Source organism: Faecalibacterium longum (genome assembly GCF_040094125.1).
Lineage (GTDB): Bacteria > Bacillota > Clostridia > Oscillospirales > Ruminococcaceae > Faecalibacterium > Faecalibacterium longum.
In genome coordinates this window covers 1-16,876 of record NZ_JBBNIH010000076.1, presented here as the reverse complement: position 1 = coordinate 16,876, position 16,876 = coordinate 1, and the positions used below count along the sequence as shown (strand labels likewise).

The window sequence follows — 16,876 nt, the reverse complement described above, 5'->3', positions numbered from 1 at the left end:
ATCCTGACAGGCAGTTGCCGTGTCATTTTTCGAAAACTGTTTTACGGATACCCAGCAAGTGGGAACTTCCTGTTTTTTGTTGTTTGCATGATGAACCTGTTCCGCCTGCCATAGGCAAGCTCGCGTTTGCGAAGCGCAGCGCAGCAATGAAAGCCCCAGTGGGGCTTTTGAGCGACCGAACGGTCTTGCGCAGCAAGATGGAGGGGCCTCGCCCCGACAAGTGACCGCTGGCCTTCCTCGCTGTTCCAGCAGGCAGGGATGGCTGGGTAGAATGCCCGTGCCAGACGGTCGATGACTTCATCGGGATAATGGGAAGTGTTTGTGGACTTTTTCTTTTTGTTCAAACGCACGCTCCTTTGGACATCGGTAAACAGCATATCTATGAAAAGGTCTTCTACGCTGATGTCCAGACCCTTGCAGATACGTTCCAGCGTGTTCAAGGTTGGATTCTGAACGCCGCGCTCAATATGCCCAACGTATGCGGCATTCATGTCACAACGTAAAGCAAAAAGCTCTAGGCTTAACCCCTCTTCTTTGCGTATTTTTCGGATCCGTTCTCCAACAAGGGATGCTAGTTCGGCTGGTTCAGATTCAGGCTGATCTTTCGCTTTTTTCACAGAGAACACCTCATTTGCGGGCAATCATCAGATGCCACGGAACGTAAAGGTGAACTCCACAGGCTTGGTTACATCAGGAATATACTCCGGGTGGACATTGGCGCCCCAGCTGTCATCACCGCCGACGCCCATCTGCTCGCCGATGGCACGAATCACCGTGTAATGGACCGGGGGCAGCTCGTAGGGATGCTTGGCACTCTCCATTTCATGGGGAGTGTAGGGCAGCGCAGAGAAGAACATGGGCTTTGCGGCATCTGCGGTAAACAGCAGCCCGCGACCCTTGCGGTCCATTACCTTTGCCCAGCGCACAGCGGTCTTTGCACCGCACTCCTGCGGCACAAGGTACTGTGCCATGTTGTCTGCGACCTTGTTCTGGTAAATGCCCAGCTTTGCACCATGCTGACGATCCCAGTAGGTCTCCGCAGGGCCGTTTCCGTACCACTCCACCGTGTCGTAGTCAGCGTCGATCTTGAACAGTACGCCGAACTCCGGCATTGCTGCAAGTCCTTCCACCGGGTCATAGTGCAGGGTGGTCTGGATGCGGCCATCACCGAACACACGGTACTGCAGGCTGCACTCTGCTGCGGGGCTGGTCTGGAGGTTATAGAGATAGGTCACGACCACGCTGTCGGCTTCCACCTCGCAGGTGGGGTTCTGGAGGATGGTGCCGCCATGAACAGACGGAATTTCCTTGCCGATGCCCTTGGCGGTAGCGTACAGGCTTGCCAGCTTCCACTGACCGCGAACGCCGCCCATGTTGTTGCCGCAGTCGTTGTCGGTGGGAGCGCGCCAGAAGTTGGGCCGGGGAATCTCCTGAATCATCTCCTTGCCGGCATAGCGGTAGGAAGTCAGACCGCCGTTCAGATCGGAGAACAAAACATCGAAATTCTCGCCCCGGACACCGATATTGTGTGTACCGTGCGTAACGGTAAACGGCGTGACCTTCTTGCTGGGAATGGAACGGACCACAGCAATCACACCCTGTCCAAAGGCGACTTCATGGCCTTTCTTTGCCCAGCTGGTGTCCTCCTTCAAACGGAAGCTGATGGTCACTGCATATTCACCGGGGAGCGCAGGAACTATAAACGGCAGCGGGAAGCTGGAACGCTCTTCGGGAGCAACATCAATATTGGGCAGTTCCTGTTGCTGATACAACTTTCCATCACGGTGCAGCAGTGCAACGCAGTCGAAAGCGTCCGTAGAGGTGAACAGGTTCTTATTCCAGACTTCGAAGCCAGAGTTGTCGATGGAAACGGCGATGTTCTGATAGCAGAACTTGACCTCCTGCATCTTGGGAGAAGGAGCACGGTCACCACCGTAGGCAATGCCGTTTCCGCTGAAATTATAGTCGGTAGGACGCTCGCCGAAGTCGCCGCCGTAGGCTTGGAACCACTTGCCGTAGCGGTCTTTTTTCCAGATGGACTGGTCGATGTAATCCCAGATGAAGCCGCCCTGATAGCCGCAGTCCTTCTGGTCGGCAAGTTCCGTGTACTTGTGCAAAGCACCGTTGGAGTTGCCCATAGCATGAGAATATTCGCACTCGATATAAGGCCGCTTATCGCCCTGTGCCAGATACTCTTTAATGTCCTTCACAGTGCTGTACATATGGCTCTCGATATCGGTGGTTTCGAGGAAGCGGGGATCATTGACCACACCTTCGTAATGCACCAGACGGGTGTCATCAAAGCGGCGGACCATCTCTGCCATCTGGAGCAGGGTCTCACCGCCAAACGATTCGTTGCCCAGAGACCAGATCAGAACAGCAGGATGATTTTTGTCACGCTGGTAAGTGGAATTCATGCGGTCAAACAAGACAGCTTTCCACTCCGGCTTATCATTGGGCAAAACGCCCTCGATGCCGCGAATGCCAGCCTGATGAATATCCCATGTGCCATGGGATTCCAGATTGTTCTCTGCGATCAGATACAGACCATACTCGTCGCACAGGTCGTACAGTGCATCCTGATTCTGGTAATGGCTGGTACGGATGGCATTGATGTTGTTCTGCTTCATGGTGATGATATCCCGAAGCAGTTCCTCATGGGTGTGTACGCCCACAGCACGACCCGTAATGGAGCTGAACTCATGACGGTTGGCACCCTTGAACACGATGCGCTTGCCGTTGAGCAGCATCCGATTGTTCTTCAACTCGAACTTGCGGAAACCGACTTTCTGCCCGGTCACCTCTACCAGATGGCCTGCATCGTCCAGCAGCTCGATTTCCAGTTCATACAGAGCCGGGTCCTCTGCACTCCACAGGTAGGGGTTCTCCACCGCATGGCTGAACAGAGCAGAGCCGCCCTTCAGTGCGATTTTTTCGGAGAACACTTCCAGTTCACTGCGGCGCAGGGTCAGACGGGCTGCGCCCTTACCCTCCACCTGCAATGCAACTTCCAGCGTGGAATGAGTAAAATCATCCCCGGCAAACAGCGTTTTGACGGATACATCTTCCAGATGCACGGTGGGGATGGCGTACAGCCACACGCTGCGGAAGATGCCGGAGAAGCGGAAGAAGTCCTGATCTTCGCACCAGCTGGAGGAAGTCCACTTGAACACCTGCACAGCAAGTTTGTTCACGCCCGGCTGGAGATAGGGAGTCAGATCGAATGCGTGTGCGGAGAAGCTGTCCTCGGTGTAACCCACATAAGACCCGTTCAGCCAAAGAGCCATGCCGCTTTCCACACCCTCGAACTCGATGTGGACGGGCTTGCCCTGCATGGATTCCGGCAGCTCGAAGTATTTTACATAGCTTGCCACCGGATTGAACCGCTGCGGGATCTCACCCGGCTGTACTTCTTCACGGCCATCCCACGGATACTGAACATTCGCGTACTGGGGAATGTCGTAGCCCTCCATCTGGATGTGTGCCGGAACATGAATGTCATCCCAGCCGCTGCAATCGTAATCTGTCTTTTCAAAGCCGGGGATGGCACTGGTGTAGTTCTTTGCGTAGGCGAATTTCCAGATACCGTCCAGCTTCAGCGCCAAAGAAGAGGAGCCTGTCCGATATTCTTCGCGGGAAGCGTAAGTACGGAAACTTGCATGAGCATTCAGCACGTTTTCCTTGAAAAAGGTGGGGTCTTTTACTTTTGCAAAATCAAATGCAGCCATAGTATTTCCTCATTTACCTTTTATAATTTTATAATATTTCTCCAGCCTCCCCGGAGAAATCGCTGGATTCCTCCGGGGAACAGCAGATGAAGGAGAAATGATAATGGCTTGTTATCAGACTGCTGCACGCAGTTTTTCATTTGCTTCTTCGACCTTCATACGAGAGAGAATGAAGGTGATGATGGCATCCAGAGCAAACGGAATCACCAGATACATGATCTTCAGCATATTGATGCAGGAATCCGGCTGAACGGTCAGAGCGCTGTCAAAATGGCTTGCTGCCAGCAGCCAGCCGGTGATGGCAGTACCCAGACCGCCGCCCAGCTTCACACCGAGAGAAGTGCAGGAGTACATCGTGCCATCCACGCGCTTATGCTTCGTCAGCCAAGTATATTCAGAGCAAGCAGCAATCGCAGCGTTCATATCGCCCTGCCAAGGACCCTGACCAAGAGCTGCGATTGCAGTAAAGAGCAGCATCAAGGTCACATTGCCGCTGCCCATGTAACCAGCTACAGCAACCAGTGCACGAGAAATCGTTGCCAGAGTATAGCTCATTACATTCAGCTTATACATTCCATTCCACTTTGCAACCAAGGTCGGGGTGAACACCAGTGCGATGATCAGAGGAATGTTGATTGCCCAAGAGAATACACCGAACAGATTCTGGTTGCCAAGGATGTAGGTTGCATAGTAGGTGCCCATGCTGATCATGGCACCGTAGATCTGCTGCAAAATGTAGGTGACGCAAATCATCATATAATATTTGTTACCAGCAAGCAGCTTTGCAGCCTGAACTAGATTGTACTTTTCGTCCTGCTCGATTTCCTTTTTGTCGGTGGTATCCACCAATTCGCCTTCCGGCAGTTCCTTCACGGAGAAAACGGAGAGGGTGTTGACAAGCAGACCGATGATGGCGTAGATGATTGCAACAGTGCGCCAACCGGCAGCACCACCGCCCAATGCCGTAACAGCACCCAGCGTGATGGACTGGATGAGCAGGCTGGTGGCAAAGGCGAACATGAAACGCCAAGAACCCATCTCGACCTGTTCGGCACTGTTCTTCGTGACGAGAGCAGTCAGTGCAGAGTAAGCAATGTTGTTGGCAGTGTAGAATACAGCGTTCAGCAGAGTATATGCGATCAGGAACCATGCGTACTGTGCAAACTGTCCCAGATTGGTCGGAATGGCGAAAATTGCCACCAGCGTAATGGCACAGCCAATGTAGCCGTACAGCATCCAAGGACGGGCTTTGCCCATCTTAGAATGCGTTTTGTCAATCAAAGAACCAAAGAAAATGTCCGTCACACCGTCCAGCAGTTTGGAAACTGCAATCAGAGTGCCGACAATACCGGGGTTCAGGCCAACGGTGTTGGTCAGATAGATCATGACGAAGGAGGACAGGAATGCATACACCACGTTGCCTGCAATATCGCCTGAACCATAGCCGACTTTATTATACCACTTTAGATAACGTTTCTCAGTCATTGTGCTTTCTCCCATCTTGCTTGTTTTGTGTGGGCGCGACCAATCTGCTGCGCACTTCAGACTGGAATCCTCATTACGCAAGTTGCCCAAATCTCTTGCGTTTCGTCTGAAAATATTATAGAATCTAATGGAACGAAAAGATATAGACAAGATGGAACAAAATATGCACAAAATCAAAGAGTTTGTAATTTTTTGATAGAACATTTTCCAAATCACTGTAAAGTCTCTGAAGATGAGGAGGACGCAGGGATGTATTTCAACTCAGGATATTTGAACAACTCCCGTTTGGATTTCAAAGACAACTCAAAGCCGCTGGTCGTAGGCAGTTGCGGCACTTATCGCTTGAAAAAACGCCCTAAGCTACCTACTTTTTGGGCAAAGGGTCGCAGAGACTATCAAATCCTCTATGTGGCATCTGGTAAAGCACACTTCTGGTTCGATGGTGTTGAGGAAGTGGTGACTTCTGGACACATGGTGCTTTATCAGCCGAAAGAAATCCAGAAGTATGTCTATTATGTAGAAGATCATCCAGAGGTGTTCTGGATTCACTTTACAGGATATGATGTCAAAAACATCCTGAACTACCACGGAATACCCTTGGACAAGCACGTTTTTTACAGCGGCACACTGCCGGATTACAAAATGCTGTTCCGAAAGATCATCCGGGAACTGCAACAATGTGAATATGGCTATGAAGACTATATTGCTTCTCTCTTCAACATCATTCTGCTTTTAGTAAGCAGGCAACAGCAGGAAAGCGAGAAAACAACTACAAGCATCCCCGAAGAAATCGAAGCCGCCGTTGCCTACTTTAACGAGAATTATAATACAAAGGTCAGTGTGGACGATTACGCAGAATCGCTGCATATCAGTACGAACTGGTTTATCCGTAATTTTAAGCTGTACATGAAAATAAGCCCTGCACAATACATCCTGTCCCTTCGGATGGTAAATGCACAAAGCTTATTGGAGAACACCGAATACAATATTGGAGAAATTGCAGAGATCGTAGGGTATGATAACCCACTCTATTTTAGCCGGGTATTCAAGAAAGAGTATGGTGTCAGTCCGGCACAGTACCGAAAGAATCTGGAAGAATCTACTGAAAAATGAGAAAGATACCTTATAAATAAGGAGAGTAGAACCATGCCGATAAAAAATGCGATCCACAGCCAACAAGTCTACGACCCCACGGATGATTCCATCATGGCAGAGCAGGAACTTTGCATGGAGCGGCTGTAATCGTGATGTGCGTGAGGCTTTCCTCTGTATAGGATTTGAAGAGTCAGGAAGACCGATATGGCATCTTTTCCAGACCGATTTCACAGAGATAATGCTGCTCTTCTGAGATGTGTTTCTTCTTTTTCATACATTCCCTCGCTTGTATAATGCCGGGCAGATGTTCTTCGGCGGGGCTTCTTCCAAGAAAAATCACTCGTGAAGATTGAAACGGGAGTTTTACGGTACGCAGTGCCAGCAAGCAATGTTTTCGTCTATACAAAAACACTTTTTGCGTTGCAAAATGCTTGTTGGGAAAGTGCCCCAAACCCCTTTGTTCTGCATTTTTCAATGCAGGCTGCGCGTCCCGGCGGGACACTTTTTATCCGATGATACGTTCAGGGTCATTGAGAACTTGCATAAGGTGCGATGCAGCTTCTGCCAGAGAAGCATACTTCATCTGTTTATTACAAGTGACCTCTACGAGTATACCTTCCAGATTCTTCAAAGAATCGATTACCGGTCTATGAGTCGAGGCTCAACTCAGCCGCTGATCACTCAAGGCGATATGAGTAAAGTATCAATTTTATTACCGGATAAAAAGACTCTTTTAAATTTTGAGTCTATTGTCGGGCAACTCATGGAACAGTATCAGGCAAATTTACTTGAAAACGATAAACTTTCTGAATTGAGGGATACCCTTTTAGCGCAAACTATAAGATGATTCTGAAAAAGAACGGTGTCCATCTGATTTCCGTCATGGAACCCATTGCCGAGGGTTCACAGGGCATTCTGGTGGAAACGCTGCTGGAAGGTATGGCAGAATACTATTCGGCAGAGCTGTCCGAAAAGGTGATTCGTGGCCAGACGGAGAATGCTTTGAAGGGAAAGTGCACTGGCGGTACGGGAACCATCGGCTATAAAATCGACGGTGACAAGTTCTATCATCTTGACCCGTTGACCGCTCCGCTGGTGCTGGAAGCCTTTCAGCGGTATGACAACGGCGATAAAATGGTGGAGATCGTAAACTTCCTCAACGACAAGGGTGTCCGCAATATGCTGGGCGGAAAAATGACCCACAGCAGCGTGAACACCATGTTGAAGAACCGCCGGTACATTGGAGAATTGTCTTTCCGGGACATCGTTGTGCCGGATGCGATTCCGGTTATTGTTCCGAAAGACCTGTTTGACCGGGTGCAGAAGCGTTTGGATAAGAACAAGCGTGCCCCTGCCTGTAGCAAGGCAGACGAGGAATATCTGCTGACCACCAAGCTGTTCTGCGGCAAGTGCGGTGCGCTGATGTTTGGCGAAAGCGGAACCAGTGCCACCGGACGCACCTACTATTATTATAAATGCGCCAACGTCAAGCGGCGCAAGGGCTGCAACAAAAAGACCGTGCAGAAGGAATGGCTGGAAGATCTGGTCGTCCGGGAGACCATGAAGCTGATTCAGGACGATGCGGTGATCGACAAAATCGTTCAACTGGTTATGGATGTCCAGAATCAGGAAAACACCACGATTCCGCTGCTGGAAAAGCAACTGCGAGAGGTTAACAAAAAGCTGGACAACCTGATGAAGGCTATCGAGGACGGCTTGTACACCCGGACAACGAAAGAGCGTCTGGAAGAGCTGGAAATCCAGAAAGATGAACTGACTGCAAAAATCGCAGATGAAAAATTGAAGAATCCCAGCTTCAATGAGGGTTTCATCCGATTCTGGCTGATGAAATTTAGAAAGTTCGATATTTCGCAGAAAAAACAGAGAAAAGCGCTGATCGAAATTTTTGTAAATGCCATTTTTCTGTACGATGACCGGATGCTGATTACGTTCAACTACAAGGATGGCACCCAAACTGTCCGGTTTGAGGACACTTTGACCGCTAACTCAGCGGAGGAAAAAAGTTTGGATTTGTTCAGCTCTGCTGGACCAGAGCTCTTCAGTCGAGAGACTGAAGAGCTTTTTGTTATATCTGGAACTTTTGCAAACAACAGAGCCGCAGTCTTTTGGGAGACTGCGGCTCTGTTTTATACTGCTTTATTTGCCCTCTGCGCGGAGTTTCGCGTCCTTTTCCAGCAAGGGCTTGAGGTATTGGCCGGTAAAGCTGCCCGGCATCTCGGCCACCTGCTCCGGCGTACCCTCGGCGACGATGAGGCCGCCGGCACTGCCGCCCTCGGGGCCGAGGTCGATGATATGGTCGGCGCACTTGATGAGGTCGAGGTTGTGTTCGATGACGATGACGGTGTTGCCTGCATCCACCAGCTTCTGCAGCACCTCGATGAGGCGGTGGACATCAGCCATGTGGAGGCCGGTAGTCGGCTCGTCGAGGATATACACGGTCTTACCCGTGCTGCGGCGGGCCAGCTCGTTGGCCAGCTTGACACGCTGCGCCTCGCCGCCCGAAAGGGTCGTGGCGCTCTGCCCCAGCGTGACATACCCCAGGCCCACGTCCAACAGCGTCTGCAGCTTGCGGGCGATTTTCGGCTGGTTGGCGAAGAAGACGACCGCCTCTTCCACGGTCATGTTCAGCACGTCAGAGATGGTCTTTTCCTTATACTTGACTTCCAGCGTTTCGCGGTTGTAGCGTGCGCCCTTGCAGACCTCGCAGGGCACGTAGACGTCCGGCAGGAAGTGCATCTCGATTTGGAGGATGCCGTTGCCCTCGCAGGCCTCGCAGCGGCCGCCCCGGACGTTGAAGCTGAACCGTCCCGGGCCGTAGCCCCGCATTTTGGCGTCCTGCGTCTGGGAAAAGACCGTGCGGATGTCGTTGAACACGCCGGTATAGGTGGCGGGGTTGGAGCGGGGCGTGCGGCCGATGGGCTGCTGGTCGATACCGATGACCTTATCCACGAACTCGAGGCCCTCTACCCCATCGCACTTGCCAGCACGGGAGCGGGCGCCGTTCAGCTCACAGGCGAGGGTCTTATACAAAATCTCGTTGATGAGGCTCGACTTTCCCGAGCCGGAGATGCCCGTCACGCAGACGAACTCGCCCAGCGGAAATTTTACATCGATGTTGCGCAGATTGTTTTCGCGTGCACCCTTCACCGTGAGGAAATTGCCGTTGCCAGGGCGGCGGGTCTGCGGCACCTCGATGCGCTTACGGCCCGACAGATAGTCGCCGGTGATGCTGCGCTTGGCCTTGCAGATGTCCTTGACGGAGCCTGCGGCCACGATCTCGCCGCCGTGGACGCCCGCGCCCGGGCCGACATCCACGATATAATCGGCGCTGCGCATGGTATCCTCGTCGTGCTCGACCACGATGACCGTATTGCCGAGGTCGCGGAGATTTTTCAGCGTTGCGATGAGTTTATCGTTGTCGCGCTGGTGCAGACCGATAGACGGCTCATCCAGCACGTACAACACACCCGACAGCGCGCTTCCGATTTGGGTGGTCAGGCGGATGCGCTGGCTCTCGCCGCCGGACAGGGTGCCTGCCGACCGGGCCAGTGTGAGGTAATCGAGGCCCACGCTCTGCAAAAACTGCAGGCGGTTCTTGATCTCCTTCATGATCTGGCCGCCGATCTGCTTCTGCTTTTCGGTCAGGTTCGGCTCATTGTCGGCGATGAATTTCAACTCGTCCCGAATCGACATTTCGCAGAAATCGCTGATGTTTTTGCCGCCGATGGTCACAGCCAGCACCACCGGTTTCAGACGTTTACCATGGCAGTCGGGACACTCGACGCCCGACATGAAGCTGCCGATCTCCTCCTTCATCCACTCGCTGTTCGTCTCGCGGAAGCGGCGCTCAAGGTTCTCGACGATGCCCTCAAAGGTATTATAATAGACGCCGCTGCCGAACTCATTCGTGCGGTGCATCTCGATTTTTTCTTCGTTGGTGCCGTAGAGCAAGGCGTTGACGGCCTCGGTGCTCATTTCTTTGATGGGCGTATCCAGCGTAAAACCGTACTTTTTGCCCAGACCCAGATAATACATCTCGGCTACAGAGCCTTCGGCGTAGTACCAGCCGCTGGCTTTGATGGCGCCCTCCCGAATCGAGAGGTCCCGGTTGGGCAGGATGCGCTCTTCGTCCACCCGCATGAAGGTGCCGAGGCCGGTACACTTCTCGCAGGCACCCAGAGGGTTATTGAAGGAGAAGAGCCGGGGTGACAAATCGCTGATGGAAATGCCGTGCTCAGGGCAGGCGAAATTCTGGCTGAATGTCATACATTCGCCACCGATGACATCCACCTCAGCCACGCCGCCGGTGAGGGCAAGGGCCGTTTCCAGCGAGTCAGCCAGACGACCGCGGATGCCCTTGCGCATGGCAAGACGGTCAACGACGATCTCCACGGTGTGCTTAATGTTCTTTTCCAGCGCGATTTCCTCGTCGAGGTCGTACATGTTACCGTCGATTTTTACGCGGGCGTAACCGGCGCGGCGAGCGGCGTCCAGCTCTTTCTGCTGGGTGCCTTTGCGCTGACGGACGACAGGCGCGAGGACCTGGAACTTCGTCCCCTCTTCCAGCTTGAGCACAGCGTCCACCATCTCATCCACGCTCTGCTGGCTGATGACCCGCCCACACACCGGGCAGTGCGGCACGCCCACGCGGGCGTACAAAAGGCGCAGATAATCGTAAATTTCCGTCACGGTACCCACGGTGGAGCGGGGGTTGTGGCTGGTGGTCTTCTGGTCGATGGAAATGGCCGGAGACAGGCCGGTGATCTCGTCCACATCGGGCTTATCCATCCGGCCAAGGAACATCCGGGCGTAGCTGGACAGGCTCTCGACATAGCGGCGCTGGCCGTCGGCGTAGATGGTGTCGAAGGCAAGGCTCGACTTGCCCGAGCCGGACAGGCCGGTCATAACGATGAATTTTTCACGCGGGAGGGTCAGATTCACGTTTTTCAGGTTGTGCTCCCGCGCACCCTTGATAACTATTTTATCGTTTGCCAAGGTACTTTCTCCCTCTTCTCTGTGTCTGTGCATGGTTCTGCTTCCGCTCCGTCTCTGCCGAGGAATCCACGGTGGGGTTCTCGCCCCGGCGCAGGCGGTCGATCTGGTCGCGCAGGAAGGCCGCATGCTCAAATTCCAGCAGCTTGGCGGCTTCCTTCATCTCCCGGGTCAGGCGGTCAATGGCGGCTTCGCGCTCGAGCTTGCCCATCCGCCGGGTGTTCATCCTGGCATTCTCAGCCTTGTCGCTGATCTCAATCGAATCCGGGATGGCCTTGACGATGGTCTTCGGGACGATGCCGTGTTCAGTGTTGTAGGCCATCTGGATGGCGCGGCGGCGTTCTGTCTCGGTGATGGCGCGGTCCATGCTGTCCGTCACCTCGTCAGCGTACATGATGACCAGACCTTCGGCGTTGCGGGCGGCGCGGCCGATGGTCTGAATCAGGCTCGTCTCGCTGCGGAGGAAGCCCTCTTTGTCGGCGTCGAGGATGGCCACAAGGCTGACCTCGGGCAAGTCGAGGCCCTCACGCAGCAGGTTGATGCCCACCACCACGTCGATGGTGCCGAGGCGGAGGTCTTTGATGATCTCCATCCGCTCGAAGGTGTCCACCTCGTGGTGCATATACTTGACCTTTATCCCCTGTTCGGTAAAGTAATCCGTCAGATCTTCGGCCATTTTCTTGGTCAGCGTCGTGACCAGGACGCGCTCATGCCGCTCGATGCGAGCGTTTATCTCGCCCAGAAGGTCAGTCACCTGCCCCTCTACGGGGCGCACCGAGATGAGCGGATCCAGCAGACCAGTGGGCCGGATGACCTGCTGGGCCACCTGGGTGCTGTTCTTCCGCTCGTACTCGCCGGGGGTGGCCGAGACAAATATCATCTGGTTGAGCTTGGATTCCACTTCCTCGAACTTGAGGGGGCGGTTGTCAAAGGCCGACGGCAGGCGGAAACCGTACTCCACCAGCGTCTTTTTGCGGGCGTAGTCGCCACCGTACATGGCCCGCACCTGCGGCAGGGTGACATGGCTCTCGTCTACGAAGAGCAGGAAGTCGTCCGGGAAATAGTCAAGCAGAGTCGTGGGCATACTGCCCGGCGCACGACCCGACAGAACGGCAGAATAGTTCTCGATGCCCTTGCAGATACCAACTTCCGTCAGCATCTCAATGTCGTAGTTCGTCCGTTGCTGGATGCGCTGGGCCTCGATGAGCTTACCTTCCGAGGTGAACTGCTTCACCTGCGCGTCGCACTCGGCGCGAATCTCTTCAATGGCGGCAGCCTTTTTGTCGGCGCTGACGATATAGTGGCTGGCCGGGAAGATGGCAACATGCTTGACCACGTTCTGCTTGGCGCCCGTGAGGGGGTTGAACTCGGTGATGCGGTCGATCTCGTCGCCGAAGAACTCCACCCGGATGGCCAGCTCGCTCATATAGGCCAGATAGATGTCCACGATGTCGCCGTGGACGCGGAACTTATTGCGGATGAAATTAACGTCATTGCGCTCATATTGCAGCGTCACCAGCTTTTCGCACAGCTCGTCCCGCTCCATCTGCATCCCGGGCCGCAGGCTGATGACCATGCTGCGATAGTCGATGGGGTCGCCCAGCGAGTAGATGCAGGACACCGACGCGACGATGATGACGTCCCGCCGCTCCGAGAGCGCCGCCGTGGCCGAGTGGCGCAGGCGGTCTATCTCGTCGTTGATAGCGCTGTCCTTTTCGATATAGGTATCGGTGCTGGGGATATAGGCCTCCGGCTGGTAGTAGTCGTAGTAGGAGACGAAATATTCCACGGCGTTGTCCGGGAAAAACGAGCGGAACTCGGTGCAGAGCTGGGCGGCCAGCGTCTTGTTGTGGGCCAGCACCAGCGTCGGGCGGTTGCACTGGGCGATGACGTTCGCCATCGTGAAGGTCTTGCCGCTGCCGGTGACGCCCAACAGGGTCTGGCAGCGGTCGCCCCGCTCTACCCCCTCTACCAGCTGTGCGATGGCCTGCGGCTGGTCACCCGTGGGGGCGTAGGACGACACCAGATGGAATTTTTCCTCTGCCACAAAAAGCCCTCCTTTTCAAAACTACGATTAGTTGTATCTCTTGCAGCCATTATACCACAATTATTTTATAATGTAAATCATTCTCTTCCATATGGGCGTAACATTGCGCCGGTCTCGAAGTCGTAGAAAGGCAGGCGGTTGGATTCCCGCATGGAGAAGTAGTCGTTTTCGGCGAGGATGATGTGGTCCCGCAGGCGTATCTTGACCAGCCCCAGCGCACGGACGATGTTCTCGGTGGCGGCGAGGTCTTCGCGGGAGGGCAGCGGCACACCGTTGGGGTGGTTGTGGCAGAGCACGACGCTTTCTGTCCCGCCCCGGAGCGCCGCCGAGATGACGTCCTTCACCTCGAGGCTCACCATCCGGCTGTTCCCCTCCTTGAGCCAGTACACGCTCTTTACCCGGCTGCGGCTGTCCAGCGAAAGGAGCAGGGCTTTCTCCTGTTTTGCCCCGGCGAAGCGGGGTTTCAGGTAAGCCGCCAGCTGCTCAGTAGTCGTCAATGCACCTTCGGTGCTGGTGCGGCTGTGCTCGTAGTACCGGCTCACCTCGGGCAGGAGATGCAGCATCCGGGCGCTGGCCGGGCCGACGCCCGGCACACGGCAGAGTTCTTCTTCACTGGCTTCCAGCACACCGGCAAAGCTGCCGAACCGCTCCAGCAGCGCGTGGGCGATGCCATTGGTATCCCGGCGGGCGTTGGTGATGTAGAGCAGATATTCCAGTGCCTCGTGGGGTGCGAGGCTTTCCAGCCCGTACTGCTCCACCCGGGCGCGCATCCGCTGCCGGTGACCCTCGTGGCTTATGTTCTGTCCTGCCATAGCTGCGCTCCTTTGTTTGTAGTCGTTTCTTTTATAGTACCCCATTTTCGGCAAAAGACAAGAGCCGACAGAAAATATTCTGCGTTGACTTCATGGGGAGAGTAGATTATTATAGGTGTATCAGATACTTTTTATATAAGGAAAACGAACATGAAACAATACACTGCCACCGCCAACGACGAGGGTGTCCGCCTCTCCCGCTTTGTCCAGAGCGTGACCCGTGACTTCCCTACCAGCCTTTTATACAAGAGCTTCCGCAACAAGCGCATCAAAGTCAACGGCAAAAAGGGTGTACCCGAAGACCGCATCAAGGCCGGCGACCTCATCGAGCTCTACATCAACGACGAATTCTTCCCGCCCGAGGGCGCAAAGCCGGCCCACAAGCCCGCCCCCAAAAAGCAGCAGAACCAGCCCAAGGTGACGGTCATCTACGAGGATGAGAACATTGCCGTCCTCTACAAGCCCACCCATCTGCTCTGCCACAGCGACCGCACCGGCGACGCAAACCTTGTGGACGCCTTCACCCAGTATCTGGCCCAGAAGGGCGAGTACGACCCCCAGGGCGAGAACCGCTTCAAGCCCGGCATCTGCAACCGCCTCGACCGCGGCACTGAGGGCCTCGTCATCGCGGCCAAGAGCTACGCCGCCCTCCGGGACATGAACGAGATCATCCGCACCGACCTGCTCAAGAAGGAATACTACACCATCACGGTGGGCATCCCCCAGAGCGGGCGCTTCACTGCATGGTGGGAGCACGACGAGAAAAACAATAAGGTGAGCATCCACGCCCACCAGTCCCAGGACGAGCGCCGCAAGCAGATCATCACCGATGTGGACGTACTGCGGACAGCTGGCCCCTTCGCCCTCTGCCGCATCGGCCTCATCACCGGCCGCACTCACCAGATACGCGCCCATCTGGCCTATCTGGGCAAGCCGGTGCTGGGCGACATCAAGTACGGCAACCGCAAGATGAATGAGCGCACCGGCACCCGGACGCAAGCCCTCTGCGCCGTCCGCATCAGCTTCCTCGACATTCCCGAGGAAAATACCCTCCACTACCTCTCCGGCAAGGTCATCAAGCTGAAAGACCCGCAGATCGTAAAGCAGTTCGATGGGCTGGACAAGAACAAGCAGGCCCCCGCCGAGGAGAAGTAAGATGGAAAAAGTCGATAGGACCCACTGGGAGCGGGCTGAATTGTTCGAGTTTTTCTCCGCTGTTTCCCACCCTTTTTACAGCGTCACCTTCCGGGTGGATGTAACAAACCTTTACCGCTATGTCAAGGAGCGGCATTTGTCGTTTTATTACGCGATGGGGTATCTCGTGACGGACGCTGTGAACAGCGTGAAGAATTTCCGCTACGCCATCCGGGACGGCGAGGTGTGGCTGCTGGATGAGCGCATTCCCAGTCTGACCGACCTGAAACCCGGCAGTGAGCAGTTTCACATCGTCACCCTGCCAAAAGTCGGTGGCATTGCGGAGTTCTGTGCCTCCGCACAGACGAGAAGCGCTGCCCAGAAGACCCTTCTTGACCAGGACGAAGAGAACGACAACCTCATCTATATCTCCTGCACACCGTGGTTTGATTTGACCGGCTGCACCAACGAGCGGGATTTTGACCGGGACGACAACATCCCCCGCATCACATGGGGCAGATATGGCGAGGAAAATGGCCGCAAGAAATTGGGGATGTCGGTGGAGGTCAATCACCGCTTCATCGACGGTCTCCATCTGGGGAAATTCTACGAGAAACTACAGGCCGACATCGACGCACTATAAGGAGGCATTCTGATGTATCCTGACCGCAAAACCCGCAGGTAAGTCTCTCCCCTCTTTTTGCATTGGAGGTACAGCACCATGCACAAGCCCCGCATCATCTTTTTCGACATCGACGGCACCCTTATCGACATGGAGAAAAAGCGTATTACTGAGCGGACACTGGACGCTCTGCGCCGCTTACAGCAAAACGGCATCCTGCTGGCCATCGCCACCGGGCGTTCCCCTCTCATTGTGCCGAAATTCGACGGCGTAGAGTTCGACGTCTTTCTTACCTACAACGGCTCATTCTGCTACAACATGACCGGCGATATTTTCGTCAGCCCCATCCCGCCGCAGGATGTGCAGACGCTGATCCAAAACGCCGCAGCGCTTGGTCGTCCGGTGTCGGTTGCAGGACGGACGCAGCTGCTCTCCAACGGAACGGATGACGATTTGACGGCATATTACGCCATCGGCGGACGAGCGCCGGTCATTTCCGATAAGTTTGATGAAGTCTCCCGAGGTGAAGTTTTCCAGTTGCTGATGGGCTGCCGCGAAAGCGACTGGCCCGCCATTCTCAAGGGCACGAGCGGTGCAAAAATCGCCGCCTGGTGGGACAGGGCGGTGGACATCATCCCCATTTCTGGCGGAAAAGGCGCCGGTATCCAGAAAGTTCTGGCCTATTACGGCCTGACGCCCGAGGATGCAATGGCTTTCGGCGACGGCAACAACGATATAGAAATGTTTCAGGCTGTCGGTCATAGCGTTGCCATGGGCAACGCTTCTGCCGATTTGAAAGCCATCGCCAGCGAGGTCTGCGGCACCTGTGCAGAGGATGGTATTTACCACTACTGCAAAGAAAATGGTTTGATTTAAGAAAACAAAAAGAGGCCGCTGTGTTCAACCTCTCCGTCACGGCTTCGCCGTGCCGCCACCCCGA

12 protein-coding genes and 1 pseudogene are annotated in these 16,876 nt (G+C 54.6%); 6 read left to right on the top strand and 7 right to left on the bottom strand.

What is annotated here, in order from left to right; all coding sequences use genetic code 11:
* Positions 1-41: 41 nt before the first annotated feature.
* The 3 genes from AAAU26_RS01815 to AAAU26_RS01805 form a co-directional block, all read right to left on the bottom strand.
* Positions 42-617 carry a helix-turn-helix domain-containing protein gene (locus tag AAAU26_RS01815; RefSeq protein WP_227619647.1) on the bottom strand — a complete coding sequence of 192 codons (576 nt, stop codon included), beginning with the start codon at positions 615-617 and terminating at the stop codon, positions 42-44.
* A 27-nt stretch (positions 618-644) separates the two neighbouring features.
* Positions 645-3,728, bottom strand: a complete 3,084-nt coding sequence (lacZ, locus tag AAAU26_RS01810) for a beta-galactosidase, LacZ type (protein WP_227619646.1) — start codon at positions 3,726-3,728, stop codon at positions 645-647.
* A 114-nt stretch (positions 3,729-3,842) separates the two neighbouring features.
* Positions 3,843-5,213, bottom strand: a complete 1,371-nt coding sequence (locus tag AAAU26_RS01805) for an MFS transporter (RefSeq protein WP_227619645.1) — start codon at positions 5,211-5,213, stop codon at positions 3,843-3,845.
* Between the two features lie 249 nt (positions 5,214-5,462).
* Here AAAU26_RS01805 and AAAU26_RS01800 point away from each other — a divergent pair, with 249 nt between their 5' ends.
* Positions 5,463-6,326, top strand: coding sequence for a helix-turn-helix domain-containing protein (locus AAAU26_RS01800; protein ID WP_227619644.1), 864 nt, complete (start codon positions 5,463-5,465; stop codon positions 6,324-6,326).
* 172 nt (positions 6,327-6,498) lie between these two features.
* Here the strand turns inward: AAAU26_RS01800 and AAAU26_RS01795 are convergent, their stop codons facing one another.
* On the bottom strand, positions 6,499-6,783 hold the full coding sequence (locus AAAU26_RS01795) for a hypothetical protein (protein ID WP_217209495.1): 285 nt from the start codon (positions 6,781-6,783) through the stop codon (positions 6,499-6,501).
* Positions 6,784-6,957: 174 nt separating this feature from the next.
* On the opposite strand from AAAU26_RS01795, the gene AAAU26_RS01790 reads away from it, so the two are divergent.
* Both AAAU26_RS01790 and AAAU26_RS01785 read left to right on the top strand, forming a co-directional pair.
* The gene (locus AAAU26_RS01790; protein ID WP_217209497.1) at positions 6,958-7,155 is read left to right on the top strand and encodes a restriction endonuclease subunit S domain-containing protein; all 198 of its coding nucleotides are present in this window, start codon (positions 6,958-6,960) and stop codon (positions 7,153-7,155) included.
* Positions 7,152-7,802, top strand: a pseudogene (locus AAAU26_RS01785) (recombinase family protein); the annotation flags it as partial. The gene AAAU26_RS01790 and the pseudogene AAAU26_RS01785, both read left to right, overlap by 4 nt.
* Positions 7,803-8,465: 663 nt before the next feature.
* Here AAAU26_RS01785 and uvrA read toward each other — a convergent pair.
* From uvrA to AAAU26_RS01770, 3 genes are all read right to left on the bottom strand, one after another.
* Positions 8,466-11,324, bottom strand: a complete 2,859-nt coding sequence (gene uvrA, locus AAAU26_RS01780; protein ID WP_227619643.1) for an excinuclease ABC subunit UvrA — start codon at positions 11,322-11,324, stop codon at positions 8,466-8,468.
* Positions 11,311-13,368, bottom strand: coding sequence for an excinuclease ABC subunit UvrB (uvrB, locus tag AAAU26_RS01775; RefSeq protein WP_227619642.1), 2,058 nt, complete (start codon positions 13,366-13,368; stop codon positions 11,311-11,313). Before uvrB ends, uvrA begins: the two co-directional genes overlap by 14 nt.
* Positions 13,369-13,445: 77 nt before the next feature.
* The gene (locus tag AAAU26_RS01770; RefSeq protein ID WP_227619641.1) at positions 13,446-14,180 is read right to left on the bottom strand and encodes a JAB domain-containing protein; all 735 of its coding nucleotides are present in this window, start codon (positions 14,178-14,180) and stop codon (positions 13,446-13,448) included.
* A gap of 150 nt (positions 14,181-14,330) precedes the next feature.
* Here AAAU26_RS01770 and AAAU26_RS01765 point away from each other — a divergent pair, with 150 nt between their 5' ends.
* From AAAU26_RS01765 to AAAU26_RS01755, 3 genes are all read left to right on the top strand, one after another.
* Positions 14,331-15,335, top strand: coding sequence for an RluA family pseudouridine synthase (locus AAAU26_RS01765; protein ID WP_227619640.1), 1,005 nt, complete (start codon positions 14,331-14,333; stop codon positions 15,333-15,335).
* Position 15,336: 1 nt separating this feature from the next.
* Positions 15,337-15,957 carry a CatA-like O-acetyltransferase gene (locus AAAU26_RS01760; protein WP_227619639.1) on the top strand — a complete coding sequence of 207 codons (621 nt, stop codon included), beginning with the start codon at positions 15,337-15,339 and terminating at the stop codon, positions 15,955-15,957.
* A gap of 78 nt (positions 15,958-16,035) precedes the next feature.
* On the top strand, positions 16,036-16,812 hold the full coding sequence (locus tag AAAU26_RS01755; RefSeq protein WP_227619638.1) for an HAD family hydrolase: 777 nt from the start codon (positions 16,036-16,038) through the stop codon (positions 16,810-16,812).
* Positions 16,813-16,876: the final 64 nt, after the last annotated feature.